This is a genomic window from Pseudomonas baetica, assembly GCF_002813455.1.
GTDB classification, from domain to species: Bacteria; Pseudomonadota; Gammaproteobacteria; order Pseudomonadales; family Pseudomonadaceae; genus Aquipseudomonas; species Aquipseudomonas baetica.
In genome coordinates, this window is sequence record NZ_PHHE01000001.1 from 3,489,191 (window position 1) to 3,515,830 (window position 26,640).

At 60.6% G+C, this 26,640-nt stretch carries 20 protein-coding genes; 9 read left to right on the forward strand and 11 right to left on the reverse strand.

Going from position 1 to position 26,640, the window contains the following annotated elements; all coding sequences use genetic code 11:
• Nucleotides 1-2 precede the first annotated feature (2 nt).
• Nucleotides 3-359, reverse strand: a complete 357-nt coding sequence (locus ATI02_RS15855) for an NADH:ubiquinone oxidoreductase (RefSeq protein WP_100846757.1) — start codon at nt 357-359, stop codon at nt 3-5.
• A 27-nt stretch (nt 360-386) separates the two neighbouring features.
• Here ATI02_RS15855 and ATI02_RS15860 point away from each other — a divergent pair, with 27 nt between their 5' ends.
• A complete protein-coding gene (locus tag ATI02_RS15860) occupies nt 387-1,352 on the forward strand; it encodes a CobW family GTP-binding protein (RefSeq protein ID WP_100846758.1) in 966 nt (321 codons plus the stop codon).
• A 68-nt stretch (nt 1,353-1,420) separates the two neighbouring features.
• On the opposite strand, the gene ATI02_RS15865 is transcribed toward ATI02_RS15860, so the two are convergent.
• Entirely contained in the window at nt 1,421-1,834 is a 414-nt protein-coding gene (locus ATI02_RS15865; RefSeq protein ID WP_095188674.1) for a DUF3301 domain-containing protein, read from the reverse strand.
• Nucleotides 1,835-1,951: 117 nt separating this feature from the next.
• Here ATI02_RS15865 and pdxY point away from each other — a divergent pair, with 117 nt between their 5' ends.
• Nucleotides 1,952-2,824 (forward strand): pyridoxal kinase PdxY, encoded by an 873-nt coding sequence (gene pdxY, locus ATI02_RS15870; RefSeq protein ID WP_095188673.1) that lies wholly within the window; start codon nt 1,952-1,954, stop codon nt 2,822-2,824.
• 134 nt (nt 2,825-2,958) lie between these two features.
• On the opposite strand, the gene ATI02_RS15875 is transcribed toward pdxY, so the two are convergent.
• The gene (locus ATI02_RS15875) at nt 2,959-3,441 is read right to left on the reverse strand and encodes an acyl-CoA thioesterase (protein WP_003229693.1); all 483 of its coding nucleotides are present in this window, start codon (nt 3,439-3,441) and stop codon (nt 2,959-2,961) included.
• A 282-nt stretch (nt 3,442-3,723) separates the two neighbouring features.
• Between ATI02_RS15875 and ATI02_RS15880 the strand changes: the two genes are divergently transcribed.
• Nucleotides 3,724-5,487 (forward strand): cation:proton antiporter, encoded by a 1,764-nt coding sequence (locus tag ATI02_RS15880; RefSeq protein ID WP_100846759.1) that lies wholly within the window; start codon nt 3,724-3,726, stop codon nt 5,485-5,487.
• Nucleotides 5,488-5,508: 21 nt separating this feature from the next.
• Here the strand turns inward: ATI02_RS15880 and ATI02_RS15885 are convergent, their stop codons facing one another.
• The 3 genes from ATI02_RS15885 to uvrD form a co-directional block, all read right to left on the reverse strand.
• Nucleotides 5,509-5,916 carry an SMI1/KNR4 family protein gene (locus ATI02_RS15885; RefSeq protein ID WP_095188671.1) on the reverse strand — a complete coding sequence of 136 codons (408 nt, stop codon included), beginning with the start codon at nt 5,914-5,916 and terminating at the stop codon, nt 5,509-5,511.
• Nucleotides 5,917-6,054: 138 nt separating this feature from the next.
• Entirely contained in the window at nt 6,055-6,930 is an 876-nt protein-coding gene (locus tag ATI02_RS15890) for a Tim44 domain-containing protein (protein WP_095188670.1), read from the reverse strand.
• 297 nt (nt 6,931-7,227) lie between these two features.
• Complete coding sequence (gene uvrD, locus ATI02_RS15895; protein ID WP_095188669.1) at nt 7,228-9,411, reverse strand: DNA helicase II; 2,184 nt, start codon at nt 9,409-9,411, stop codon at nt 7,228-7,230.
• Between the two features lie 256 nt (nt 9,412-9,667).
• On the opposite strand from uvrD, the gene ATI02_RS15905 reads away from it, so the two are divergent.
• The 3 genes from ATI02_RS15905 to ATI02_RS15915 all read left to right on the forward strand — a co-directional run bounded on the left by ATI02_RS15905 (nt 9,668) and on the right by ATI02_RS15915 (nt 13,973).
• The gene (locus tag ATI02_RS15905) at nt 9,668-12,541 is read left to right on the forward strand and encodes a putative bifunctional diguanylate cyclase/phosphodiesterase (RefSeq protein ID WP_100846761.1); all 2,874 of its coding nucleotides are present in this window, start codon (nt 9,668-9,670) and stop codon (nt 12,539-12,541) included.
• Between the two features lie 127 nt (nt 12,542-12,668).
• Nucleotides 12,669-13,535, forward strand: a complete 867-nt coding sequence (gene hexR, locus ATI02_RS15910) for a transcriptional regulator HexR (RefSeq protein ID WP_007962240.1) — start codon at nt 12,669-12,671, stop codon at nt 13,533-13,535.
• 234 nt (nt 13,536-13,769) lie between these two features.
• Complete coding sequence (locus tag ATI02_RS15915; protein WP_095188667.1) at nt 13,770-13,973, forward strand: PA3496 family putative envelope integrity protein; 204 nt, start codon at nt 13,770-13,772, stop codon at nt 13,971-13,973.
• On the opposite strand, the gene ATI02_RS15920 is transcribed toward ATI02_RS15915, so the two are convergent.
• Nucleotides 13,915-14,877, reverse strand: coding sequence for a LysR family transcriptional regulator (locus ATI02_RS15920; protein WP_100846762.1), 963 nt, complete (start codon nt 14,875-14,877; stop codon nt 13,915-13,917). The genes ATI02_RS15915 and ATI02_RS15920 overlap by 59 nt on opposite strands.
• Nucleotides 14,878-15,066: 189 nt before the next feature.
• Between ATI02_RS15920 and ATI02_RS15925 the strand changes: the two genes are divergently transcribed.
• On the forward strand, nt 15,067-16,482 hold the full coding sequence (locus tag ATI02_RS15925; RefSeq protein WP_095188665.1) for an acetyl-CoA carboxylase biotin carboxylase subunit: 1,416 nt from the start codon (nt 15,067-15,069) through the stop codon (nt 16,480-16,482).
• Between the two features lie 11 nt (nt 16,483-16,493).
• Nucleotides 16,494-18,302, forward strand: a complete 1,809-nt coding sequence (gene oadA / locus ATI02_RS15930) for a sodium-extruding oxaloacetate decarboxylase subunit alpha (protein WP_095188664.1) — start codon at nt 16,494-16,496, stop codon at nt 18,300-18,302.
• 196 nt (nt 18,303-18,498) lie between these two features.
• Here the strand turns inward: oadA and ATI02_RS15935 are convergent, their stop codons facing one another.
• From ATI02_RS15935 to ATI02_RS15950, 4 genes are all read right to left on the reverse strand, one after another.
• Nucleotides 18,499-20,676 carry an autotransporter outer membrane beta-barrel domain-containing protein gene (locus ATI02_RS15935; protein WP_100846763.1) on the reverse strand — a complete coding sequence of 726 codons (2,178 nt, stop codon included), beginning with the start codon at nt 20,674-20,676 and terminating at the stop codon, nt 18,499-18,501.
• A gap of 198 nt (nt 20,677-20,874) precedes the next feature.
• On the reverse strand, nt 20,875-23,832 hold the full coding sequence (locus tag ATI02_RS15940; RefSeq protein ID WP_100846764.1) for an autotransporter outer membrane beta-barrel domain-containing protein: 2,958 nt from the start codon (nt 23,830-23,832) through the stop codon (nt 20,875-20,877).
• 84 nt (nt 23,833-23,916) lie between these two features.
• Nucleotides 23,917-24,753, reverse strand: coding sequence for an amino acid ABC transporter permease (locus tag ATI02_RS15945; protein ID WP_095191932.1), 837 nt, complete (start codon nt 24,751-24,753; stop codon nt 23,917-23,919).
• Complete coding sequence (locus ATI02_RS15950) at nt 24,750-25,571, reverse strand: ABC transporter substrate-binding protein (protein ID WP_100846765.1); 822 nt, start codon at nt 25,569-25,571, stop codon at nt 24,750-24,752. The genes ATI02_RS15945 and ATI02_RS15950 overlap by 4 nt, the downstream gene beginning before the upstream one ends.
• A gap of 113 nt (nt 25,572-25,684) precedes the next feature.
• Between ATI02_RS15950 and ATI02_RS15955 the strand changes: the two genes are divergently transcribed.
• The gene (locus ATI02_RS15955; protein ID WP_100846766.1) at nt 25,685-26,584 is read left to right on the forward strand and encodes a homocysteine S-methyltransferase family protein; all 900 of its coding nucleotides are present in this window, start codon (nt 25,685-25,687) and stop codon (nt 26,582-26,584) included.
• The last annotated feature ends 56 nt before the right edge of the window (nt 26,585-26,640 follow it).

A 26,640-nucleotide genomic window follows, 5' to 3' on the forward strand; every position in this document is an offset into this window, starting at 1 on the left:
CCTCAAGGCTTGAGCCATGCGCCTTGGCTTTGGCCTTCGCAGTACGGCTGCAAATAGGCAGCATCAGTGGCCACGCCGTAATAGTGGATGTCCTGGCGATAGGGCATATTGGCGACTTGCGCGTTGCTGCAAACGCCGAAGGCACCGGTCGGGCATTGATCGACGTACTGCACGTCGACTTTCTGCCCGGCCAGCGTTGGCTGGCAGAAGCCGTCGTTGAACAGTTTTTCCGGGATGTTGCGGTTCTGCTGGCAGACTTTGACGTCGACCCGCTCGCCCTGACTGTGCACCACACAGGCTTGGGCCAACACTTTGCTCGACACCACCATCAACAGCAACGACCATCCCATCCAACGCATCTTCGACCTCCTCAGAAAATACCCACCATGTTGCAGAACATTCCTACTCATGTCATCGCAGGTCCGTTAGGCGCCGGCAAGACCAGCCTGATCCGCCATCTCATGGCGCAACGCCCGGAAGGCGAACGCTGGGCGGTGCTGATTAATGAGTTCGGCCAGATCGGCCTCGACGCCGCGCTGCTGAGCCGCGACGGCGATGGTATCGCACTGGGTGAAGTGGCCGGGGGCTGCTTGTGTTGCGTCAATGGTGCGCCGTTTCAGATCGGCCTCGGCCGTTTACTGCGCAAGGCGAAGCCGGATCGGTTGTTTATCGAGCCGTCCGGATTGGGTCATCCGGCGCAACTCATCAAGCAGTTGAGCGAGGCGCCTTGGCGGGGTGTGCTGGCCGTTCAGCCGTGTGTTCTGGTGCTGGACGCCCAAGCGCTCCAAGCGGGGAAACCGTTGCCGGCCGCACAACAGGAAGCGTTGACCAGTGCCGGTTTATTGCTGCTGAACAAGTCTGAAAACCTTGATGAATCGGTGCGCAATGAAATCACCCGACAATTACCTAAAGTCAGGCTGATCTGGACGCAGCAAGCGCAATTGCCCGTGAGCGAATTGCCGGGGGTAAGGGCGAAAGCGGTGACGGCTGTGGATAACTTGATTGTGCCGAAGGGATTGGCACAGATCCCGGCAGTCTGGAGCGATCCGTCGGTGCCGATTTGCCTGAGTCAGGCGCAAGACGGCGGTTGGAGCGTCGGTTGGCGTTGGCATCCGAGTCAGATATTCGACCGCCAAAGCGTTGCAGCCTGGCTGGAGAGCCTTGTCTGGAAGAGGGCGAAGCTGGTTATCCACAGCGTTGATGAATGGGTCTCGGCGAACGCGCTGGATAATGCCGAGCTGGATTGGCAGTCGAGTGAATGGCGGCGGGATTCACGGATTGAGCTGATTTTCGGTGAGGCGCAGGAGGTTGGTGTTTTGCAGAGGGCGATATCGGGTTGTCGAGTGGGTTGAGGATCAAAAGATCGCAGCCTGCGGCAGCTCCTACAGGGGGAACCAGACGCTGCCGATCTTTTAATCTTTCAGGGTTTCCACTTGGTATGTTCCTGCCGCCATTGACTGAGCTCGATGACTTCGGCGCGTGGCTTGTGAACCTCGACCACCGGCGGCGTATCGTCGAACGGTGCCGGGTAGGGCGCCAGTTCGATCTGCGCACTGTGGGCACCGAACTGAGTAATGGTGCCGTTGTGCCGGGTTTCGCCGGTCACGGTGAACTCGAAGGTATAGATCCGCGCCAGGCGTCGTCGACCGCTGGCATCCTTGATCAAGCCGATCTTCTTCAATGCGACGTTACCGTCCAGCAGCTCCACGCCGACGTTGATGCAATGCTGTTTGACCCGCTCCAGCGCCCGCTCGCGCAAGCCGTGGTTGTGCCAAAGCCACGCGCCGGCAGCGGCGAACAGCATCAGCACGAAGATGTTTTCGAGGGTCAGCATCAACAAGGAACTCCAAAAGATGGCGTCAGCTTAACTGCGTCGCCGGTCTGTCGTACAGGCTGCGTTTCGTCGCATACTGCGCGGCTTGAATTTCAATCGTTTTACGGAAAAACCCGAATGAAACGTACGCCTCATCTGCTCGCCATTCAGTCCCATGTGGTGTTCGGCCACGCCGGCAACAGCGCCGCAGTATTTCCGATGCAGCGGGTCGGGGTGAATGTCTGGCCGCTTAACACGGTGCAGTTCTCCAACCATACCCAGTACGGCCAGTGGGCCGGCGAAGTGTTGGCGCCGCAACAGATTCCCGAGTTGGTTGAAGGCATTGCGGCCATTGGCGAGCTGGGCAACTGCGATGCAGTGTTGTCCGGTTATCTCGGCAGCGCGGCGCAGGGCCGGGCGATTCTCAGCGGCGTGGCGCGGATCAAATCGGTCAATCCGAAAGCTTTGTATTTGTGCGACCCGGTGATGGGCCACCCGGAGAAGGGTTGCAGCGTGCCGGCGGAAGTCAGCGATTTCCTGCTGGACGAGGCGGCGGCCGTGGCCGACTTCATGTGCCCGAACCAGTTGGAGCTGGACAGCTTCTCCGGGCGCAAGCCGCAATCGCTGTTCGATTGCCTGGCGATGGCGCGGGCTCTTCTGGCGCGCGGGCCGAAAGCGGTATTGGTCAAGCATCTGGACTACCCGGGCAAACCGGCCGATGGTTTCGAGATGTTGTTGGTAACGGCTGACCAGAGCTGGCATCTGCGTCGTCCGTTGTTGGCGTTTCCGCGTCAGCCGGTGGGCGTGGGCGATCTGACGTCTGGCCTGTTTCTGGCGCGGGTGCTGCTCGGGGACAGTCTGGTGGCGGCGTTCGAGTTCACAGCAGCCGCGGTGCATGAAGTGCTGCTGGAGACCCAGGCATGCGCCAGTTATGAGCTGCAACTGGTGCGGGCGCAGGATCGGATTGCGCATCCGCGGGTGAAGTTCGAGGCCACCGCGATCAGTCTGTAAGATCGCGTCGCCCCCCATTCGCGAGCAAGCCCGCTCCCACATTCAACCGCGTTCTCATGGGAGGACTGCGATTAATGTGGGAGCGGGCTTGCTCGCGAAGGCTATCGATAAAGCGACATCCTTCCAAAGGCTGATCAGGCGTCGCCTTTTATTTCCTGATAACGCTTTTCCAGCTCCTGACGAATCTGCCGGCGTTGCTGGGCCTGCATATATCGGCGCTTGTCTTCGCTGTTCTGCGGTTGTAGCGGCGGCACGGCGGCCGGTTTTCGCTGATCGTCGACCGCGACCATGGTGAAGAAGCAGCTATTGGTGTGACGTACCGACCGCTCGCGGATGTTTTCGGTCACCACTTTGATACCGACTTCCATCGAGGTGTTGCCGGTGTAGTTGACCGAAGCGAGGAACGTCACCAGTTCGCCGACGTGAATCGGCTCGCGGAAAATCACCTGATCCACCGAAAGCGTCACCACGTAGCGGCCGGCATAGCGGCTCGCGCAGGCGTAGGCCACTTCATCGAGGTATTTGAGAAGGGTGCCGCCGTGGACATTGCCAGAAAAATTGGCCATGTCGGGGGTCATCAGTACCGTCATCGACAGCTGGGCGTTTCCGGGTTCCATAACGTTCTCACGGATCAAGGCTGGTTTGCTGGAAGCACCTCTGCGGGGTGCCTGGTCGCTTTTCAAAAGCACCGTTATCGGGACGCCGGGCGAGTGGCTGCCGTCACGCCGGTATCGATCTGTTTCCTTATATTGCACTGCCTTCCAGCCGGAAGTCGCGGTGTTACCCTGCAAAAGCCCGCCTCAAGGGCAATTTCCCACACGAAAAGCGGATTTTTACCCGGCTCGCTCAGATTTTTCTGATGTCTGACCGCGAGCCTCGTCATTCAAGGAGCCCACGCCATGCATGCCATCAGCTTTATTCAGGACCTGGCAGTCATCATGTTGGTCGCGGGTGTGGTGACCGTTCTGTTTCACCGTTTCAAGCAGCCGGTAGTGCTCGGCTACATCGTCGCCGGCTTCATCATCGGCCCGCACACCCCGCCTTTCGGCCTGATCCACGACGAAGAAACCATCAAGACCCTTGCCGAGCTGGGGGTGATCTTCCTGATGTTCTGCCTCGGGCTCGAATTCAGCCTGCGCAAGTTGTTCAAGGTCGGCGCCACGGCGTTTATCGCGGCGTTCCTCGAAATCGTGCTGATGATCTGGATTGGCTACGAAATCGGCCGCTGGTTCGACTGGAACACCATGGATTCGCTGTTCCTCGGCGCGATTCTGGCGATTTCCTCGACCACCATCATCGTCAAGGCACTCAACGATCTGAAGATGAAGAACGAGCGCTTCGCGCAGTTGATCTTCGGCGTCTTGATCGTCGAGGACATCCTCGGCATCGGCATCATTGCCTTGCTGTCGAGTATTGCGGTCAGCGGCACCGTCAGCTCCGGCGAAGTGTTTTCCACGGTCGGCAAGCTGTCGCTGTTCATGATTGTCGCGCTGGTGATCGGCATTCTGCTGGTGCCGCGACTGTTGGCTTATGTGGCCAAATTCGACAGCAACGAGATGCTGCTGATCACCGTGCTGGGCCTGTGTTTCGGCTTCTGCCTGCTGGTAGTCAAGCTCGAATACAGCATGGTACTGGGGGCATTCCTGATCGGCGCAATCATGGCCGAGTCGCGGCAACTACTGAAAATCGAACGGCTGATCGAGCCGGTTCGTGATCTGTTCAGCGCCATCTTCTTCGTCGCCATCGGCCTGATGCTTGATCCGATGATCCTGCTGCAATACGCGTGGCCGATTGCGGTGATCACCGTCGCCGTGGTGCTCGGCAAGATGTTGTCTTGCGGGCTCGGAGCCTTTATCGCCGGCAATGACGGACGCACCTCACTGCGGGTCGGGATGGGGCTGTCACAGATCGGCGAATTTTCCTTCATCATCGCTGCGCTGGGCATGACGCTGCAGGTCACCAGCAACTTCCTGTATCCGGTCGCCGTGGCGGTGTCGGTGATCACCACGTTGCTGACGCCTTACCTGATTCGCGCGGCGGATCCGCTGTCGATCAAGCTGTCTGCCGCCATGCCCAAGCCTCTGGCAAGGGTGCTCGGAATGTACGGCGAATGGTTGCGCAGCATCCAGCCGCAAGGCGAGAGCGCCATGCTGGCGTCGATGATCCGACGAATTCTGTTGCAGGTGGGGGTCAATCTGGCACTGGTGATTGCGATCTTCTTCAGCGGGGCTTACTTCGCCGAGCGTATCTCGCTGTCGCTGCAAGACTGGATCAGTGACCCGAGCTGGCAGAAGGCGTTGATCTGGGGCGGGGCGCTGCTGGTGTCGTTGCCGTTCTTGATCCCGGCGTATCGCAAGCTCAAGGCGCTGTCGATGTTGCTGGCGGAGATGGGCGTGAAGCCGGAGATGGCCGGGCGGCACACGCAGCGAGTGCGCCGGGTGATCTCCGAAGTGATCCCGATTCTCTCGCTGCTGGTGATTTTCCTGCTGTTGGCAGCCTTGTCGGCCAGTATCTTGCCGACTAACAAGTTGCTGGTGCTGATTGCCGTGGTGGCGGCCGCCGTGGCGGCGTTGCTCTGGCGCTGGTTCATCCGCGTGCATACGCGGATGCAGGTGGCCTTGCTGGAAACCCTCGACAACCATAAGGAGTCATCGGGGCATTGACCATCTGGGGCGTTTGGCTGATCAGCTTTCCAGCCAGACGTCCCGCGCCCAATGCCACACCGACTCCCACGTTTCTTCGGCAATCAGTTCTTCTTCAGCCTGCCACAGCACCACCGTGCCATCTTCTTCGACGCAGTAGTAATCATCGCCGTCCTGGCAGATTGGAATCAGGCTGCGATCCACGCCGGCATCCCAAGCGTTGGCGGCGACATCCGGCAAGTAGGTGTGCGATTGCGGGTCGGTGACAGTTACCGGCTCCAGGCTACCGTAAACCACGTCGCTGACTGTCAGCAAAAACTCTCTGAAGACAAACGGAATATCGATGAACAGTTGTTCTTCGATTTCGACCAGCAGATCTTCGTCAGGCAACTCCAGGGGAACCGGTACCGGTTCGTTGGCGTCGCGCAGTTGTTCGATGATTTCTTCCACGTCCGGGATCCTCTTGCTTGAATGGCGCGGTTTATATGGGCCGGTTTATACAGTAGCTTGCTATAGATGCAACCGCGAAATAGAAAAACCCCGGACAAGTCCGGGGTTTTTGTTACCGCATGCTTAACGCAGAGGGGATCAGCCGTTCTGGCGGATACCAGCCACCAGCCAAGGCTGGTTGTCGCCCTGCGGACGTTCCATGTTCCAGCTTTCGCTGAACACTTCGCCCTGGTCGAAACGCGAGGTCTTCGACACACCGCTGAAGGTCAGGGTGGCAATGGTCTTGTCCGCACGGTCATCCACGCCGTCCAGTTGTACCTGGAGGTTGTCGATGTAGGTCGACTGGAAAGCATCGCCCAGATCCGCACGCTCACGCTTGAGGAACTCAAGCATTTGCGGGGTTACGAACTCGGCGATTTTGTCCATCTCGTTGGCGTCCCAGTGCTGCTGCAGCGACTGGAAGTGGCTGCGCGCAGCTTCAAGGAAGTTCTGTTCGTTGAACCAGGCCGGTGCGTTGATTACCGGACGGGCGGCAGCAGGTGCAGCCGAACCACCGAAGATCGAACCCATGCCGGCAGGCTTTTGCTCGAACACTTCACGCTGCATCGGCGCGCCGGCCGGAGCCAGATGCTCCTGCTGCTTGCGGCGACGGGCGGCGATGAAGCGGAAGATGACGAACGCGATCACGGCCATGATCAGGATGTCGAAGATCTGCATGCCCTGGAAGCCGCCGCCCATGAACATGGAAGCGAGCAGGCCGCCGGCGGCGATGCCGGCCAGAGGGCCAAGCCACTTGGAAGCACCGCCGGCCTTGGCAGCAGCGCCAGCGGCACCGGCAGCACCAGCGGTCGCCGCAGCGCCGCCAACGCCTGGAGAAGAAGGAGCCATCTGGCTGGTCTGGTGCGTCGGCGCAGCGCCGGCGCTTTTGCCACCACCAAAGCGCTTGGCGTTGGCGTCGAGGCTCATCGTCAGGCCGATGCACAACGCCATGGCGATGCTAAGAAAACGTTTCATAAAGGGAATTCCCGTTTGTGGAGACACGCGCGCCATGTTGCACAGCTGAACTGTTGCTGGCTAGCGAGAGAGTGTTTCGGGCTTTTGCCTGACAGGTTACGTTCAGCTCGGTCGAGGCAATAAGGCCATGTACTTTTGGCTGTAGGAAAAGTCGATAGGTTCAGCGGGATTGTTGGTCAGAACACCGAACCCTGTGGGAGCGAGCCTGCTCGCGAAAGCTGCACCGCGGTCTATCAGATCAACCGCAGCGATTTCATTCGCGAGCAGGCTCGCTCCCACAGAAAAGCGAAACCGGCTTCAGATCGCTTCCAGCTTCGCGTAACCCAGCATCAGCCACTTACTGCCTTCGCTGAAGTTCACCTGCACCCGGGCCTGGGCCCCGGCGCCCTCGAAGTTGAGGATCACGCCGTCGCCGAAGATCGAGTGACGCACCGCCTGACCCAGACTGAAGCCGGTTTCCGGGATCTCGCTGCCGCTGAACAGGTTGCTGCCGCTCATCGACTGGTTGCCGCCGAACGGTCGGCTGACGCTGTTCGACAGGCGTACTTCCTGAATCAGACCCTTCGGCACCTCGCGGACGAAACGCGAGACCTTGTTGTAGGTCTCGCTGCCGTAAAGGCGTCGGGTTTCAGCATAGGTCATCACCAGATTCTGCATCGCCCGGGTAATGCCGACGTAGGCCAAGCGCCGCTCTTCCTCAAGACGCCCGGGTTCTTCCAGGCTCATCTTGTGCGGGAACAGGCCTTCTTCCATGCCCACGAGGAACACGTAAGGGAATTCCAGGCCTTTGGCGCTGTGCAGGGTCATCAGCTGAATGCTGTCTTCGTGTTCGTCGGCCTGAGTGTCGCCGGCTTCCAGCGAAGCGTGGCCGAGGAACGCCGCCAGAGGCGTCAGCTCTTCGTCTTCTTCGGTGTTTTCGAAGTTGCGCGCGGCGCTGACCAGTTCCTCAAGGTTTTCCACCCGGGCCTGGCCTTTCTCGCCTTTTTCCGCTTCGTGGTAAGCGATGAGGCCGGATTGCTCGATGACGGTCTGAGTCATCAGATGCAGCGGCATCTCCATGCACTTGGCCGCGAGGTTCTCGATCAGTTCGATAAACGCCCCCAGCGCACCGGCCGCGCGACCGGTCAGGCCTTTATTGGCGACCAGTTGGCGCATGGCTTCCCACATCGATACGTCGCTGTGGCGTGCGTGCTCGCGAATCGCTTCGACGGTTTTCTCACCGATGCCACGGGCCGGCACGTTGATCACCCGCTCCAGTGCCGCGTCGTTGCCGCGACCTTCGAGCAAACGCAGGTAGGCCATGGCGTTCTTGATTTCCGCCCGTTCGAAGAAGCGTTGGCCGCCATAGATGCGGTACGGGATGCGTTCGCGCAGCAGTGCTTCTTCCAAAACGCGGGATTGGGCGTTGGAGCGGTACAGGATCGCGATATCGCTGCGAGCCAAGCCGGTTTTCAGCGCGCTTTCGATGGTTTCGACAACGTAGCGTGCTTCGTCGTGTTCGTTGAACGCGGCATACAGATTGATCGCTTCGCCGTCGCCGCCGTCGGTCCACAGCTCTTTGCCCAGACGCCCGGTGTTGTTGGCGATGAGGGCGTTTGCCGCTTTGAGGATGCCGGCAGTGGAGCGGTAGTTTTGCTCCAGACGAATGGTCACGGCGTCCGGGAAGTCGGCGGAGTACTGATGGATGTTTTCGATCTTCGCCCCGCGCCAGCCGTAAATCGACTGGTCGTCGTCGCCGACCACCATCAGGCTGTCGCCGCCCTTGCCGAGCAGGCGCAACCAGGCGTACTGCACGGCGTTGGTGTCCTGGAATTCGTCCACCAGAATGTGCCGGAAGCGCTTCTGATAGTGCGCCAGCAGGCCCGGGTGATCGCGCCACAGGTCGAGGGCGCGCAGCAGCAGTTCGGAGAAGTCGATGACGCCGGCGCGCAGGCATGCGGCCTCGTAGGCCTCGTAAATGCCGCGCATGGTCGCCAGGTACAAGTCGCCGCTGGCCTGAATGTGTTGCGGACGCAGACCTTCGTCTTTCTGTCCGTTGATGAACCATTGGGCCTGACGGGCCGGCCAGCGTTGCTCGTCCAGACCCAGCTCGCGGATCACCCGCTTGACCAGCCTTTGCTGGTCATCGCTGTCGAGAATCTGGAAAGTCTGGCTCAAGCCCGCTTCCTGCCAGTGCGCCCGCAACAAGCGGTGCGCCAGGCCGTGGAAGGTGCCGACCCACATGCCGGCCGGGTTAAGGCCCAGCAACTGCTCGATGCGGTGACGCATCTCGGCAGCGGCCTTGTTGGTGAAGGTCACCGACAAAATGGAGTGGGGCGAGGCGTTTTCGACCTGGATCAACCAGGCGATACGGTGCACCAGCACTCGGGTTTTACCGGAGCCAGCACCGGCCAGGACCAACTGACGGCCAACGGGGGCCGCTACGGCCTGGCGTTGGGCATCGTTGAGGGAGTTCAGCAGAAGGGAGAGATCATCGCGCATCGGGGCATTCTAGGGTGCGCCGCAGGCCCGGGCAAACCGAGCTTTGCATTAGCCGATGAAACTGCTGCCGATGACGACCGGTCGGTCACTGGCTACAGGCTTCAGCCCGTCTCGCTTTGCGGGGTTTGCAGGCGCTACGGCGGCGAGAAGTTTCGGCCAGATTCTGATCCGGGGCAGTTTGGCAAAGGGGTTGGCTTGTGTATGCTCCGTCCACGTTTCGGGCGCACGCCCTCCTATAAGAACAAGAACGTTGCCCATGACCCTCAGCGCCGAACTGTCGGGCCCCTCTGTGGAACCCCGGGTTATCCGCAAGCACTATGCCGTCGAAATGGCGGTCGAGCGCACGCGCCTGTTGTATCAGGGTTCCTTGTTACCCACGCTGTTCATGTTGATCAATGGTCTGGTCTGCGCCGGTTTGCTCTGGAGCCCGCAGCGCTACTTCGTGGTCAGCGTCTGGCTGGTGTGGTTGTTGTCGCTGGTGGCGTTGCGGGTGATTCAGGTCGCGGCGTTCGACTCGGCGATTCCCAACCGGCAGGCCCAGCCGATCTGGTTCCGCATGTTCCTGATCGGTTCGACCATGACCGGGCTGACCCTGGCCGGAGCCGGCATCGCCCTTGTACCCGCCGACAACTTCATGCAGCAGGCCTGGGTGTTCGGCCTGATCGGTGCGGCGACGCTGTCGGCCAGCGTCGCCTATGCGGTCAGCCTGCCGGCGTTTCTGTCCTTTACCTTGCCGTGTCTGCTGCCGGCAATTGGATTTCTGTTCTGGGGCGGCGATGACATGGCGCGGGGCTGGGGCTGGCTTGGGCTGATTCTGCTCGGATCGCTTAGCGTGGTGGCGTGGCAGGTCAATCGATTGATTGATCGCGGCTTGCTGCGGCGTTTTCAGAATCAGCACTTGATTGAACATCTCCAGCAAACGCAGGCGCGCAGCGAGCAGCTCAATCAGGAGCTGGCCAAGGAAATCGAACACCGGCGCTGTGCCGAGGGCAAGTTGCTCCAAGCCCAGGTCGAGCTGGAAGACCGCGTTGCTCAACGCAGTCGCGAACGGGATGTCGCCAATCAGGCCTTGAGCAAAAGCGAAGCGCGCCTGGCCCTGGCGTTGAAGGCCAGTGAGCTGGGGCTGTGGGACTGGAACCTGCAAACCGACGAAGTCCATCACACGCAAATTCAAGAGCTGTTCGGCCTCGCCCCGGAATACGTCACGGCGATCCTGCGCGACCTCAAACCGCGGCTGCACCCGGAAGACGTGCCTTCGCTGAAAAGCGCATTGATCGACCACTTGAAGGGCCGCACCGAGGACTATCAGATCGAATACCGCGTGCGCCATGGCGATGGCCATTGGGTGTGGATCGAAGACCGTGGTCGCGCCGTGGAGCGCAGCGAGAGCGGGCGGGTGATCCGTATGCTTGGCACTCGGCGTGACATCAGCGCCAGCAAGCATCTGGAAGAGCAGCAGCGGCTGGCGGCGACGGTATTTGAAGCCGCCAGCGAGGGCATCGTGATCCTCGACCCGAACTATTCGTTGATTGCAATCAACCAGGCTTTCAGCCGCGTGACGGGTTATGACATCGACGACATGCTCGGGCGCAACGTCGTCGAGCTGCCGTGCAGTCGCGATGCCCGCCGCCATTACGTCGCGATCCGCCAGGCGCTGGAGCAGCACGGCAGTTGGCAGGGTGAACTGGTAGAAACCCGCAAGAACGGCGAGTTGTATCCGCAGTGGCTGCAATTGACCGCTGTTCGCGATAATCGGGAAAATGTCAGTCATATCGTTGGCTTCTTCGCCGATCTTTCCGCTCGACGCGAATCCGAAGAGCGCATGCGCTATCTGACTCACTACGACGAATTGACCGGGCTGGCCAATCGCTCACTGTTCCGCGAGCGCCTGCACGAAGCGCATCAGCGGTTCCGCCAAGGCGGGCGGCGCAGTCTGGCCTTGCTGCACATCAACCTCGATCGCTTCAAATTGCTCAACGACAGCCTTGGGCATGAAGTCGCGGACCAGTTGCTGCAGAAAATGGCGCGACGGCTGGTGAATGCCTTGCCGGAGGCGGACACCATCGCCCGGCTGTCCGGCGACGAATTCGCGGTGTTGTTCGACGCCTACGGCAACCTGTCGAGTCTGGCGCGGGTTGCCACTCGACTGGCGAACAAGCTGCGGCTGCCGCTGACGGTCGAAGGGCATGAGTTGGTGGTCAGTGCTTCGATAGGCATCAGTATGCTACCGGACAATGCTCGAGAGATTTCCGCGTTGGTCAGTCAGTCGAACATGGCCATGCAACATGCCAAACACTTGGGCGGCAACAACTTCCAGTTCTACACCGAGAGCTTGCAGGCCAGCACGCTGGAGCGTTTGCAGCTGGAAAACCAGCTGCGTAAAGCCATCGATGAGAAGCAGTTGAAGGTGTTCTATCAGCCGAAGCTGTGCCTGCAAACCGGGCGCCTGAATGCGGCGGAGGCGCTGGTGCGCTGGGATCATCCGAGCATGGGCCAGGTGCCGCCGGGAGACTTCATCGGGTTGGCCGAGGAAACCGGTCTGATCGGCCCGATCGGCGAATTCGTCCTGCGTCAGGCCTGCTGGCAGGCATGCGAATGGCAGCATCAGGGGCTGGCGCCGATCCGTGTTTCGGTGAACCTGTCTGTGCATCAGTTGCGCCAAGGCAAACTGGTCAGTCTGGTGCGGCAGGTGCTGGAGGAAACCGGCCTGGCGCCGCACTACCTTGAGCTGGAACTGACCGAAAGCCAGTTGCTCGACAGCGTCGAACACATCATCGCGACCTTCCAGCAGTTGCGTGATCTGGGGGTGAAACTGGCCATCGATGATTTTGGCACCGGGTATTCGTCGCTGAGTTACCTCAAGCGCATTCCGGTGGATTACGTGAAGATCGACCAGGCCTTCATTCGCGGTCTGGGCGAGGGCAGTGAAGACGCGGCGATCACTCGCGCGATCATCGCCATGGCCCATGGCTTGTCGCTGAAGGTGGTGGCTGAGGGGGTCGAACGCCAGGAGCAGCTGGATTTTTTATGCGCCGAACGCTGTGATGAAGTGCAGGGCTATCTGATCAGTCGGCCGGTTGAAGCTGACTGTCTGGCCGGGCTTTTGCGTGAACAGGAAAAACCGCTTTAAGGGCTACATGCACCCCATCGCGCCTGATATGGGGACATGGAGTTACGCATTGAGCAGGCAAAAAGCCGATTCATGTAGTATAACTACAAGCTTGCTACATCCCCGACCATAACAAGAGTCCAGCCCCTTGAATCTGCTGCAACACATCGCCCAGTCACGTCACCTGTTACGCAAGTCGGAGCTCAAGGTCGCCGACCACGTGCTGCTTGACCCTGCGGCGGTGATGCACAGTTCCATGGCCGACCTGGCGCACAGCGTCGGCATCAGTGAGCCGACCATCGTGCGCTTCTGTCGCGCCATCGGTTGTTCCGGTTTTCAGGATCTGAAATTGAAACTGGCGCAGAGCCTGGCCGCCGGTGCCAGCTTCGGCCAGTTCGCGATCCACGAAGACGACTCGGTCGCCGATTACAGCCTGAAGATTTTCGACACCACGCTGCACACGTTGATGGAGGTTCGCGAGAAGCTCGATCCGGTGGAGTTGCAGCGTGCGGTGACGTTGATGTCCCAGGCGCAGCGTGTCGAGTTCTACGGCTTTGGCGCGTCGGGCGCGGTGGCGGCGGACGCGCAGCACAAGTTCTTCCGTTTGCTGCTGACCGCGGCGGCGTATTCCGACCCGCACATGCAGGCGATGTCGGCGGTGACGTTGAAGCCGACCGACGTGGCGATCTGTATTTCCCAGTCCGGGCGTTCGAAGGATCTGCTGATTACTGCCAATCTGGTGCGTGAGAGCGGTGCGTCGCTGATCACGTTGTGCCCGAGCCAGACGCCGTTGGCGGAACTGTCGACGGTCAATCTGGCGATCGATGTGCATGAAGACACTGAAATCTATACGCCGCTGACTTCGCGCATTGCTCACCTGGTGGTGATCGACGTGCTGGCGATGGGTGTGGCCATGGCGCGTGGGCCGAGCCTGGTCAACCATCTCAAGAGCGTGAAGCGCAGTTTGCGTAGCCTTCGACTGTCCCCGAAAGCCGTAAAGGCCCTGGACGACTAAAGCAAGGTCGTTCCGACCTTATTCGCGAGCAGGCTCGCTCCCACATTGGATCCCCGTACAACACAGAATTTGTGTTCACCGCAAATCCCCTGTGGGAGCGAGCCTGCTCGCGATGGCGTTCTCAAGAACACCACAATCCTGAGCAAGTTTCATCGCACTGTCATCCCCGCGCAGCCAAACCGTCATCCCCCACGCCTATCGTGAAACTCCCGTAAACGCCTTGGGAGACTCGAAATGGCTCAGCCTTACGAAGAACGCAACAGCGCCGCGAAAACCCGTCGTCAGCAGGAAGACCAGCGCCGCATGGAGTTTCGCCGCGCGATCGAAGATCGCTTCGAACTCCGTCAGCTTCAGGCCGAAATCGGCGATTTTCCCGAGATCAATCACTGGCAGGCAGCACCGGCAGCTTCCCGTCGAAGCGCTCAACCAGCGCGCTGATCTGCGCCCGTTCGCTACGGATAAACGCCAGGAAGGCGTGCGCCACCGGTGACAGTCGTTTGGCTTTGGCTTGCACCAGGCACCAGCTACGCAGCAGCGGCAATTCCTCGACCGGTAACTCGACCAGTCCCCCGGTCGCCAGCTCAAGGTTCAGGGCGTGGCGCGTCAACAGCGCCAGGCCCAGACCCGCCACCACGCATTCACGCTGGGCTTCGGCCGAGGCCACTTCCTGGGTCTGAGTGAAGTGCACGCGCTTCTCTTTGAAGTATTCCTCGCAGGCCAGCCGTGTGCCCGAGCCGGGTTCGCGGATCAGCAACGTGTACGGCTCAAGATCCTGCAAACGCAGCGCTCCCATGTGTGCCAACGGATGATCCGGGCGTGCAGCGGCGACAATCGGGTTGTTGAGAAACGGCAGGAACTCCAGGCCCATGTCCTGCGGCACCATCGACATGATCACCAGATCATCGCGGTTGTCCGAGAGGCGCCGAATCACTTGGCCACGGTTGACCACGGTCAGTTGCAGATTGACTTCCGGGTGCTGGCGCTTGAACGCGGCAAACAGGTGCGGCACGAAATACTTGGCGCTGGATTCCACCGCCAGTTTTAGCTGACCCTGCAACGAACCCTGCATGTCCGATAACTGCATATCGAGGTTTTCCAGGCGCCCGAAAATGTCCCGGCTGGCCCGTTGAAGTGCCTCGGCGGCTTCGGTCATGTAGAGTTTTTTGCCAACGTAATCGAACAATGGCTGGCCGATCAGCTCTTCCAGCTGACGAATCTGTAGGCTGACGGCCGGTTGTGTGAGGGACATTTCATCGGCGGCACGGCTGTAAGAACGCAAATCGCACACTTCATTGAAAATCTGCAACTGACGTAATGTCATACGCATCAAGGACTTACGCATTTTCTACAGGCTCTCGCCGCTGGATGATGGCTGACTATAAGTCTTTACTTATGGCTAACCCAATTTTTATTCATTTTTGTTAATCCCTTGTGAGCGCTAGTGTGGGGTCGCGACCAGATTGAAACATTTGGTCACGCGTCGACCTGGGTCTAGCAGGTCGTGGTGCCACCGGCTCAAGGGAACCTCCAAGTGATAACAAAGATCCTGATCGCCAACCGTGGTGAGATTGCCGTACGAATCGTGCGAGCCTGCGCCGAGATGGGCATTCGCTCGGTTGCGATTTTTTCCGACGCCGACCGGCATGCCTTGCATGTGAAGCGTGCGGACGAGGCCCACAGCATCGGTGCCGAGCCACTGGCCGGCTACCTCAACCCGCGCAAGCTGGTGAACCTGGCCGTGGAAACCGGCTGTGATGCACTGCACCCCGGTTACGGTTTCCTTTCGGAAAACGCCGAGCTGGCCGACATCTGCGCCGAACGTGGAATCAAATTCATTGGCCCGTCGGCAGAAGTCATTCGCCGCATGGGCGACAAGACCGAAGCGCGCCGCAGCATGATCAAGGCCGGTGTGCCGGTCACGCCGGGCACTGAAGGCAACGTCGCGGATATCGAAGAGGCGTTGGCCGAAGGTGACCGCATCGGTTACCCAGTGATGCTCAAAGCCACTTCCGGTGGTGGCGGTCGCGGTATCCGTCGCTGCAACAGCCGCGAAGAACTCGAACAGAACTTCCCCCGCGTCATCTCCGAAGCGACCAAGGCCTTCGGTTCGGCGGAAGTGTTCCTGGAAAAATGCATCGTCAATCCCAAGCACATCGAAGCGCAGATCCTCGGCGACAGCTTCGGCAACGTCGTGCACCTGTTCGAGCGTGACTGCTCGATCCAGCGCCGCAACCAGAAACTGATCGAGATCGCCCCGAGCCCGCAACTGACCCCGGAACAGCGTGCCTACATCGGCGACCTGTCGGTGCGTGCGGCCAAGGCGGTGGGCTACGAGAACGCCGGCACCGTGGAGTTCCTGCTCGCCGAGGGCGAGGTGTACTTCATGGAGATGAACACCCGGGTGCAGGTGGAACACACCATCACCGAAGAAATCACCGGGATCGATATCGTCCGCGAACAGATTCGCATCGCCTCCGGCCTGCCGCTGTCGGTGAAGCAGGAAGACATCCAGCACCGGGGTTTCGCGTTGCAGTTCCGCATCAACGCCGAAGACCCGAAAAACAACTTCCTGCCAAGCTTCGGCAAGATCACCCGCTACTACGCCCCCGGCGGCCCCGGCGTGCGCACCGACACGGCGATCTACACCGGCTACACCATTCCGCCTTACTACGACTCGATGTGCCTGAAGCTGGTTGTGTGGGCGCTGACCTGGGAAGAGGCGATGGATCGTGGCCTGCGTGCGCTCGACGACATGCGTCTGCAGGGTGTGAAAACCACCGCCGCGTACTACCAGGAAATCCTGCGCAACCCGGAATTCCGTAGCGGCCAGTTCAATACCAGCTTCGTTGAAAGCCACCCTGAACTGACCAACTACTCGATCAAGCGCAAACCCGAAGAGCTGGCCCTGGCCATCGCCGCCGCCATCGCCGCCCACGCAGGCCTGTGAGGAATACAAGAATGAGCAAGAAGATCTTTGTCACCGACACCATCCTGCGCGACGCTCACCAATCGCTGCTCGCCACCCGCATGCGCACCGAAGACATGCTGCCGATCTGCGACAAGCTCGACAAAGTCGGCTACTGGTCGCTGGAATGCTGGGGCGGCGCGACGTTCGACGCCTGCGTACGTTTTCTGAAAGAAGACCCGTGGGAGCGCCTGCGCCAACTGCGCGCCGCACTGCCTAACACTCGCCTGCAAATGCTCCTGCGCGGGCAGAATCTGCTGGGCTACCGCCACTACAGCGACGACGTGGTCAAAGCCTTCGTCGCCAAGGCAGCGGTCAACGGCATCGACGTGTTCCGCATCTTCGACGCGATGAACGACGTGCGTAACCTGCGCGTGGCCATCGAAGCGGTGAAAGCGGCAGGCAAACACGCCCAGGGCACCATCGCGTACACCACCAGCCCGGTGCACACCATCGACGCCTTCGTGGCACAAGCCAAGCAAATGGAAGCCATGGGTTGCGACTCGGTGGCGATCAAGGACATGGCCGGTCTGCTGACCCCGTACGCCACTGGCGAACTGGTCCGGGCGTTGAAGGCCGAGCAGTCGCTGCCGGTGTTCATTCACTCCCACGACACCGCCGGTCTGGCGACCATGTGTCAGCTCAAGGCCATCGAAAACGGCGCCGATCACATCGACACCGCCATCTCCAGTTTCGCCTCGGGCACCAGCCACCCAGGCACCGAGTCGATGGTCGCTGCCCTTAAAGGCACCGAGTACGACACCGGTCTGAATCTGGAACTGCTGCAAGAGATCGGCCTGTACTTCTACGCCGTGCGCAAGAAGTACCACCAGTTCGAAAGCGAATTCACCGCCGTTGATACCCGCGTGCAAGTCAACCAAGTGCCGGGCGGGATGATCTCCAACCTCGCCAACCAGCTGAAAGAGCAGGGCGCGCTGAACCGCATGGCCGAAGTGCTGGCGGAAATCCCGCGCGTGCGTGAAGACCTCGGCTTCCCGCCGCTGGTAACCCCGACCTCGCAGATCGTTGGTACGCAGGCGTTCTTCAACGTGCTGGCCGGCGAGCGTTACAAGACCATCACTAATGAAGTGAAGCTTTACCTGCAGGGCGGTTACGGCAAGGCGCCGGGCGTGGTCAACGAGAAGCTGCGTCGGCAGGCCATCGGCAGCGAAGAAGTCATCGACGTGCGTCCAGCCGATCTGCTCAAGCCGGAAATGACCAAGCTGCGTGCCGATATCGGTGCATTGGCCAAGTCCGAAGAGGACGTGCTGACCTTCGCCATGTTCCCGGACATCGGCCGCAAGTTCCTCGAAGAGCGTGCCGCCGGCACCCTCACGCCGGAAGTGCTGCTGCCGATTCCAGAGCCAGGCAGTGTCGCGTCGGCGGGCGGCGCGGGTGTGCCGACCGAGTTCGTCATCGACGTCCACGGCGAAACCTACCGCGTCGACATCACCGGTGTTGGCGTCAAGGCGGAAGGCAAGCGTCACTTTTACTTGTCCATCGACGGCATGCCGGAAGAAGTGGTGTTCGAACCGCTCAACGAATTCGTCGGCGGTGGCAGCAGCAAGCGCAAGCAAGCGTCTGCACCGGGCCATGTCAGCACCACCATGCCAGGCAACATCGTTGATGTGCTGGTCAAGGAGGGCGACACCGTCAAGGCTGGCCAGGCTGTGCTGATCACCGAAGCCATGAAGATGGAAACCGAAGTCCAGGCCGCCATTGCCGGCAAGGTCACTGCCATTCATGTGGCCAAGGGCGACCGGGTCAATCCGGGCGAAATCCTGATTGAGATCGAAGGCTGAGATAACCGCCTCGATCCAACGTTTTAAACCTCGGGGGGGCATGTGCTCCCCTTTTTTTTCGCCTGTGTTTTCAGATCAACGCTGTTCCTCTGTGGGAGCGGGCTTGCTCGCGAATGCGGTCTATCAGTCAAGCAACAGCGACTGACACTCCCTCTTCGCGAGCAGGCTCGCTCCCACAGTGATGGTGTTCAGATCATCAGAACGCCATTCGCCACTGGCCCATCACGCCGTGATTGCGGCTCTCGGTACCGTACTCACCGGTAACACCCACGCCCAATGTGTGGTTGGCCGACAGTCCGAGATCTAGACCGGCGTCGATGCCCAGACTGTTGCGATCCAGCGTGGCACCGGCCACTTCGAAGCGTTTGCCACCCTTGACCAGTTGCTGGCGTGTGTCGCTGTCAAGTTCACCGAAGGTGTGTTTCCAGCCGACGCTGAACCGTGGTGTCAGGCTCATGCCGTTGTCCAGGCGATTGATTTTTGCCGTGCGCAGGCCAAAGGTGCTGCTGAGGTTGTCGCGGGTTTGCCCGAATACCTTCAGCGCCGCGTCCCCGCCTTTTTCACTGTGGCTGTCGCGTTGATAGCGTTGATAGCCGAGGCTGGCGAACGGTTCGAGCGTGACGTTGTTGCGGCCGAGATTGAAACCCAGTTCGGCAAAGGCTTGCTGGGTGTTGGCGTCGTAATTGCCTTTGAGGCGATCGCTGAATCCGTTGAACGCCACCCGACGTTTGCTGCTGCCGTCATGGCTGGCATAAGTGGCTCCGAGACGCAGGGCCAACGGGCCATCCTGACGCACCGCGTACGCGCCGAGGTGCCAGCTGTCGAGGTCGCCATCGTATTGACGGGCGTTGAGTCTGGTTTGGGATTTTCCGCCGACCAGACCGACATGCCAGTTCTCATCGAGCCGCCAGTCAGCGCCCATGACCAGACCTTGGGTGGCGTGCTTCAAGGTGCTGTCGAATTCGCGGTCGAGCTTGCCGCCATGGCCGAGGGCCTGGACCCAGACTCGGCCGGAGTCAGCACCGCCTGCGGCCTGCCGAGGATTGTTGCCGGAACCATGGACGGAGCCGCTGCGGTTATCGAGTTGGCGCATGGCCGACAGCATGCTCGCGCTCACGGGGGTGACGGCGCTCAATGTGGCTTTGGCGAGGTTGGCGTTGCTGCCTGCGGCGAGTTGTTCGATGGCGATCGGGGCGGTGGTTTTGTCGCTGGTCAGTAACGCGGCGACGGCTGCGTTTGCGGGTTCCACTGGCGCAGGAGTGGGCTGATCGGCGGCCTCGTTAGCTTGTGCAGTAAGAGGTTCGTCCTGCATTGGCGATGGGACCGACTCTGCAACGGGCGTCGACGCTGAAGTTGGAACCGGAACCGGAACCGGTACAGACGCCGTCAATGGCGCTGGAGTTCGAGTCGTGGAAGGCGCAGGCGCTTGTGGTTCGACAATGCTTTCTGCCACGGCACGAGCGTTGTCTGTCGTGGCAGCGCTCGCAAGCGGCTCACCGTTACGGGCGTAAGTCAGCCCGACGGATTTTTTGTTGTATTGAGGTGTGGCTGTCATAAAGGCCAAGTCATTGATAACCGTACCGAATTCGCCTTCTACCTTGGCGGCTTCGATGATTTTGTACTGTCTGCTTTGCGGATATTCTCCCGGAGTCGCAACGACTTTCAGGGTGGCGCCTTCAAGCCTGGCAGTACCATCGACCTTGATCGTTTGACTGCCACCGGGGGTGACCCCATAAGCCAGTTCGGCGGTTGGGGACAAGCGCAAGTCGCCTTTCACGCGCGGGCTGCCTAGCACCTCATTGACGGTGAGCAGGCCGGCGACCTCCAGGCTTCCCACCGCACCTTTACCTGCAAAGCTGCCACCTTTCTCGACATACACGTCGCCCTTGATGCTCCCCAGGTTGGTCAAAGCGCTACCGCTGTGCACCAGCACGCCTTCCTTGAAGTCTCCCTTGGAACTCAGCGCCCAGTCGCCCCGGCTGAGGACCAAGCCGTTGAAATTACGTGTGTCTTTCAGTTCGCCGCCTCCCGCTGCATCCAGGAACAGGACGTTATCCCCCTCGCCACCATCCACCAGGCCGGTAAAGCTTGCGCCGTCCGTGAGCATTATCAGATCGTTTACAGCGGTACCTTTAAACGTTTTTTCAGGGGTTTTAAAAGCGATGGGCACCGTACTTGGGGCGGTGAGAAATCCCTTGAGTCGTTCAAGCGCCATTTCTTTAGGGCTGGTTTCGGACAATTCAATAGCATTCGCTACGGCGGTTGAATCAGCGACTTCAGCGGGTTGCTGAGCGATGGCAAGCTCTACGCAAGCCACTGCCAGCGAAATGGCCAAAGCCAGGTGTTTTGGTTTGAACGTGTGTCGAATGGGCATTGAGTCGGGCCTCTGTTAGCAGGAGCCCCAACTCTATTGATGCACCGAAAATTCCGATGTCGGCTGCTTCCCGCAGTCTTGCAGGCGACGTCGCATCATTTTGTAGAAAACTTCCAGCAGAGCTGGAACCGGTGCTTTTGCTCGACCACACCGACCCCTTTTCCTACACCCAATCAAGACCCCGCCGGCTGTTCAACCTCAAAAACTCATTTGCCACTGCCCGATCAACCCGTGATTGCGACTGTTGCTGCCGATCTCGCCGCTGTATCCCACACCCAAGGTATGCCGCGCCGAGATCCCCACATCCAGCCCGGCTTCCAGCACCAGGCTGTCGCGATCCAGCGAACTGCCATCGACACTGAACGCCGTGCCACCGACTACAAACGCCTGACGCGTCGAGCTACTGACATCGCCATAGGTGTGTTTCCACCCGGCGGCCATGCGTGGCGTTACGCTCATGCCGTTGTCCAGGCTGCTCAGGTGCGCCAGGCGCAGGCCGAAGGTGCTGCTGAAGTTGTCTTGGGTCTGGCTGTCGACTTGCAGCGCCGCGGCGCCACCTTTTTCCTTGTAGCTGTCGCGGTGGTAGCGGTGATAGCCGAGGCTGGCAAACGGTTCAGCGCTGAGGCGGCCCCTGCCCATGGCGTAACCGAGTTCGGCGAAGGCTTGCTGGCTGTCAGCGTTGTAGTCGCCTTTGGGGCGATCACTGAAACCGTTGAAAGCGATGGTGCGTTTGCTTTCACCTTGATGGCCGCTGTAGGCCGCGCCGAGGCGCAGAGAGATCGGGCCGTTCTGATGCAGGGCATAAACGCCGGCGTGCCAGCTCTCGACATTGCCATCGACGCCGGTGGTGTCCAGATCGGTTTTCGAATAACCGCCGAGCACGCCCAGACGCCATTGCGGATTCAGCGACCAGTCGGCGCCGAGCACGCTGCCCTTGGTGCGTTGTTCCAGACCGCTGCTGCCGTGTTCGCCGTCAAGCTTGCCGTAGCCGCCGATGGCTTGCAGCCACAGGCGGCCGCGAGCGTTTGGATCATTCAGGTTGCGCGCCTCGGACGGTACGCCGTTGGCCGCCAACACCGGTGTGTCTCGTTGATCGAGGCCGACCATCAGCCCCGGGCTGCCGCTGATCTGCTGCATCGCCGAAAGCATGCTGCTACCGACCTGGCTGCTGGCACCGAGGGTGGCGCTGGTCAGGTTGGCGTTGCTGGCGCCGGCCAGTTGCTCGATCGCCGCGCCGGCCGTGCTTTGGGTGGTGTTGAGCAAGGCGTTGTACAGCGCGCTGTTCTTGCCCATTGAGGCCAGGCTGGTGGCGGCGTTGCTGCCGTTGCCGGTGGCGGCGAACTCATTGAAGGCGACGTCGTTGCGGGTGTAGGTCAGGTCGACTTGAGTCGGCGTGTAGGCCAGCGTCGGGGTGAGAAACGCGTAGTCGCTGGTGACCTTGCCGAAGGTGCCGTTGACCTGCGCGGCTTGCAGCACGGTGTAATGGCTCTGCCACGGATAAGTGCCGCTGCCGGGATTCACCGCCAGGGTCGCACCGTTGAGATTCGCGGTGCCGCCGACCTGCACCGGCGCGCTGCTGCCGTCGGCATTGACGCCGTAGGCGAGGGTGGAAACGCTGTTCATGTTCAAGTCATGCACGATCGTCGCTCGGCCCAGACTCGTGTCAGTACGTAATGTGCCGTTGACGTTGAGGCTGCCCACCGATCCGCCCCCGGCATACACACCACCGGCATCCACGGTGAGGTCGCCGGCGATACCACCCTGGTTGATCAGCGTCGCACCGTTGCGCACGGCGCCGCCGTCACTGAAGTCATCCGTTCCGGTCAACGTCCACGCGCCTTGCCTGACCTCCAGCCACTCGAAGTTGCGACTCTGGCCGAAGTTGCCGCCCGCGGCGTCGTCCATCACCACCCGGTCATAGCCGCTGCCACCGTCGACGGTGCCGACGAAGCGGCTGCCATTGCGCAAAGTCAGGCTGTCATTGCCGCCGCCCAGATCCAGCGCCAGGCCATTGCTGCCGCTGATCGTACCGCCGTTGATGACGTTGTCGGCGAACTCTCCGACAAGCTTCACGCCGAAACCGTCGAGGCCCTGGATGGTGCCGAAGTTCTCCAGCGTGGTCGCCGCCAGCCCCGAGCCACCACTGCCGTCGTCCACCAGAATGGCGCTGGTGGCGCCGCTGATCATCGCGCCGCTGGCGTTGAGAATGTAGCCGCCGCCGAGGGCGATGCCCTCACTGCCATTGGCAAAACCACCCTTGTCGACACCGCCCGCGCCGACGCCTTGGATGGTGCCGTAGTTTTCGATGTGGGCGATCTTGTCGATGTCCACGCCGTCGCCATCGCCGTTGGCTTGCAACCCCGAGTACGCGCCAGTGATGGTGCCGTGGTTGATCACGGTGCCGTCGCCATCGGAGCCGAAGCCGGAGCCATTGCGCCCGGTGATCTGCCCGTAGTTGATCAGTGTTGCGCCGAGGTCGGTGGTGATGCCATGGCGGCCGCCGGAAATGACGCCGTAGTTTGTGATCGAAACCCCCGTCGCCGTATCGATGTCGATACCGTCGTACTTCTGGTCGGCGTTATGCGAGTCACCCGTGGAAATCTCGCCGTAGTTGGTAATCGTCGCGTTGGCGCCGGTCTTCATGCCGTCGCTGGCGTCGCCGCGAATCAATCCGCCGGCGCGGTTGATGATCGTGGTCTTCACGCCGTCGCTGCGCAGCGCATCCAGATCCAGCCCTTGGCCGGTGGTCGAGCGGATGATGCCGCTGTTATCGATCAACAGGCTGCCGCTGACGAAGTTGCTGTCGATGCGCAGGGCATCGTTGGCGCCGAGGATCTGCCCGCCGCTGCGGTTGTAAATGGCGTAGTTGCGCGCCTGGGTCAGGTCGCCACTGCTGTCGATGGCTCGGCCACCGCTGGAAATGATCTTGCCGGCGTTATCGATCACCACACCGGCGCCGCTGGTGCCGTCCTTCAGGCTGACGGCCTTGCCACTGTTGGTGATGCTGCCCGGCGCCGAAATCGTCAGCGTGTCGCTACCGCCAAGGGTTTGCGAAGCGGTGGTGGCGGTGTCGATCTGCACGGTTTTGCCGTGGGCGGCCGTGGTGGCGATCAACAGGGCGATGGCGAGGGACAGGCGCTGAGGCGGGAAGGGCATGGTGGACGGCCTTTTGTTATAAGCGGGCCGTCCTGTATAGCGATGGGTTTTTACAGAATGATGTCTGCGCTGTTGCAGAACACCTTAAGTCCGGCGCTCGTAAGCCTTGCCGTAATGCCGCTCCATCCGCGCCTGAATCAGCTCCAGCCCGATCGACATCACCCAGTAAATGATCGCCGCGGTCGTGAGCATTTCGATGTAGCGATAGCTTGAGCGGCCATACGACTGCGCCAGAAACATCACTTCCCAAACGCCCATCACCGAGATCAGCGACGAGTCTTTGAGCATCGAGATGAATTGGTTGGTGGTCGGCGGGATGATCGTGCGCATGGCCTGGGGCAGGGTGATGCGCCAGAAAATCACGCTCTCGCGCATGCCCAGCGCCAGCGACGCTTCTCGCTGGCCATACGGGACGCCAAGAATACCGGCACGGAAGATCTCGCTGAGATAGGCGCCATAGTTCAGCGACAGCGCGATGATCCCGGCAACGATGGCGCCGGGCACGATGCCCAACTGCGGCAGGCCGAGGTAGATCAGCAGGATCTGGATCAGCAGCGGCGTGCCGCGAAAGAACGAGGCGTAGAAACTGGCGATGCCGAAGGCCACGGCGCTTTTCGACAGTCGCGCCAAAGCCGTCACGAAGCCCAGCAATGACGACGTGACGATCGAGCATACGCACAGAAACAACGTCAGCGCCGCACCTTGCAAGAAGCCGTTGGGTGCCAGCTTGAGGCCGACCAGGTTGGGCAGCTTGTCGAGGATGATCGAGAACTTCAGGTCGAAGCTCAGGAAGAACCCGGCGAACAGGCAGAACATCACTGCCCAGGTCAGGTACAGCCGCGTACGAAAACCGAAGAGCCGGCGCAGACGTGATTCAGCCACCGGTTGCGGTGGCTGGGGTGGAGTGGGGAAAGAAGTCATTGACTGATGTCGGCGCCGATCCATTTCTGCGAGAGCTTGCTCAGGGTGCCGTCCTGCTTGAGCTGCGCAAATACCTCGCGCACTTTCGCATCCCACTGGGCGTCACCCTTTTCGATGGCCACCGAGTTCGGCTCCGAGTACAGCGCTTCGCCAGCAAGCTTGAAGCGTTTGTCTTCATTCAGGCGCGGCTGGGCAGTGACGAGGTTGGTGAGGATCGCATCCAGACGCACGCCGGCACCCAGGCCCAAGTCCTGGAAGGCGACGTTGTCGGTGTCATACGGGGCGATCTGCACCTCCTCGAACGGGTACTGCAACTGCGTGTCTTCCGCGCCTTCGATGACCAGATTCTTGTTCAGATAACTTTCGTAGCTGGAGGCGCTGGTGAGGCCGACTTTCTTGCCGCTCAGATCCTTGGCGCTGTGGATGCGATCGTCTTTGGCGTTGACCACGATCACGGCTGGTGAGGCGTAGTACTCGACCGGGAAATCGAACACTTCGGCGCGGGCCTTGCTCGGCGTCATCGAGCAGATGCAGATGTCATAGCGCCCGCTCCAGCGGCCGGCGGCGATGACGTCCCAGGACGGTGTTTCGAGACGCAGCTTGACCCCGAGTTTGTCCGCCACGGCTTTGGCGACATCGACGTCGAAGCCGTCGAGCTGGTTCTGATCGTTGAGAAATGAGAAGGGTGGATAGCTTTCCATCAACACGCCGACCAGCTCTCTTTTTTGCTCGATGCGATCCAGCGTGACGCCACCAAAGGCTTGGGTGGAGGCGGCCAGAATCGTCAGGCCCAGGGCCAGTAGCGGTTGAAATTTCACAGTCGATCCCTGGTAAAAAAAGAGGTTGTTATTAACCGAATGGTGCGTATTAAATAGTTATAAGAACGACTCTGGTAGTGAGTTATTTTCATAAGCTTATGAGTGAAAGGCATATGGGCGCAGCAAGCACAGTAATTCTCGATGGCGGCATGGGCCGTGAGTTGCAACGCGCCGGTGCACCATTCCGGCAGCCAGAGTGGTCGGCGCTGGCGCTGAGCGAAGCGCCGCAAGCGGTGGAAGCGGTACACGCCGCCTACATCGCCAGCGGTGCTAATGTGATCACCAGCAACAGCTACGCGGTGGTGCCATTCCACATCGGCGAAGAGCGTTTCGCCGCTGAAGGTCAGGCGCTGGCGGCATTGGCCGGTGAACTGGCGCGGCGTGCGGTAGAGGCGTCGGGCAAAGCCGTGCGGGTCGCGGGTTCGTTGCCGCCGTTGTTCGGCTCCTATCGCCCGGATCTGTTCGAGGCGTCCCGGGTGACCGAATTGCTCAACCCGTTGGTCAAGGGTCTGGCCCCGCACGTTGACCTGTGGCTGGCGGAAACCCAGAGCTCGATCGTCGAGGCGCGCGTCATCCACGCCGGGCTGCCGCAGGACGGTAAACCGTTCTGGTTGTCGTTTACCTTGAAGGACGAAGACACCGACGAAGTGCCGCGCTTGCGCTCCGGCGAGCCGGTGGCCGAAGCCGCTGCGGTGGCCGCCGAGTTGGGCGTCGAGACGCTGCTGTTCAATTGCAGTCAGCCGGAAGTGATCGGTGCAGCCATTGATGCAGCGCGCGAAACCTTCGAACGTCTGGGGGTGAAGATTCACATCGGCGCGTATGCCAACGCGTTCCCGCCACAACCTAAAGAAGCCACGGCCAATGATGGACTCGACCCGTTGCGCGAAGATCTCGATCCGCCGGGTTATCTGCATTGGGCGCGTGATTGGCAGCAGCGCGGTGCCAGTCACCTGGGCGGTTGCTGCGGGATCGGCCCGGAGCACATTGCGGTGCTGGCGCAGAAACTCGGTTAAGACAAATCAAAAGATCGCAGCCTGCGGCAGCTCCTACAGGGTGTAGGAGCCATCCC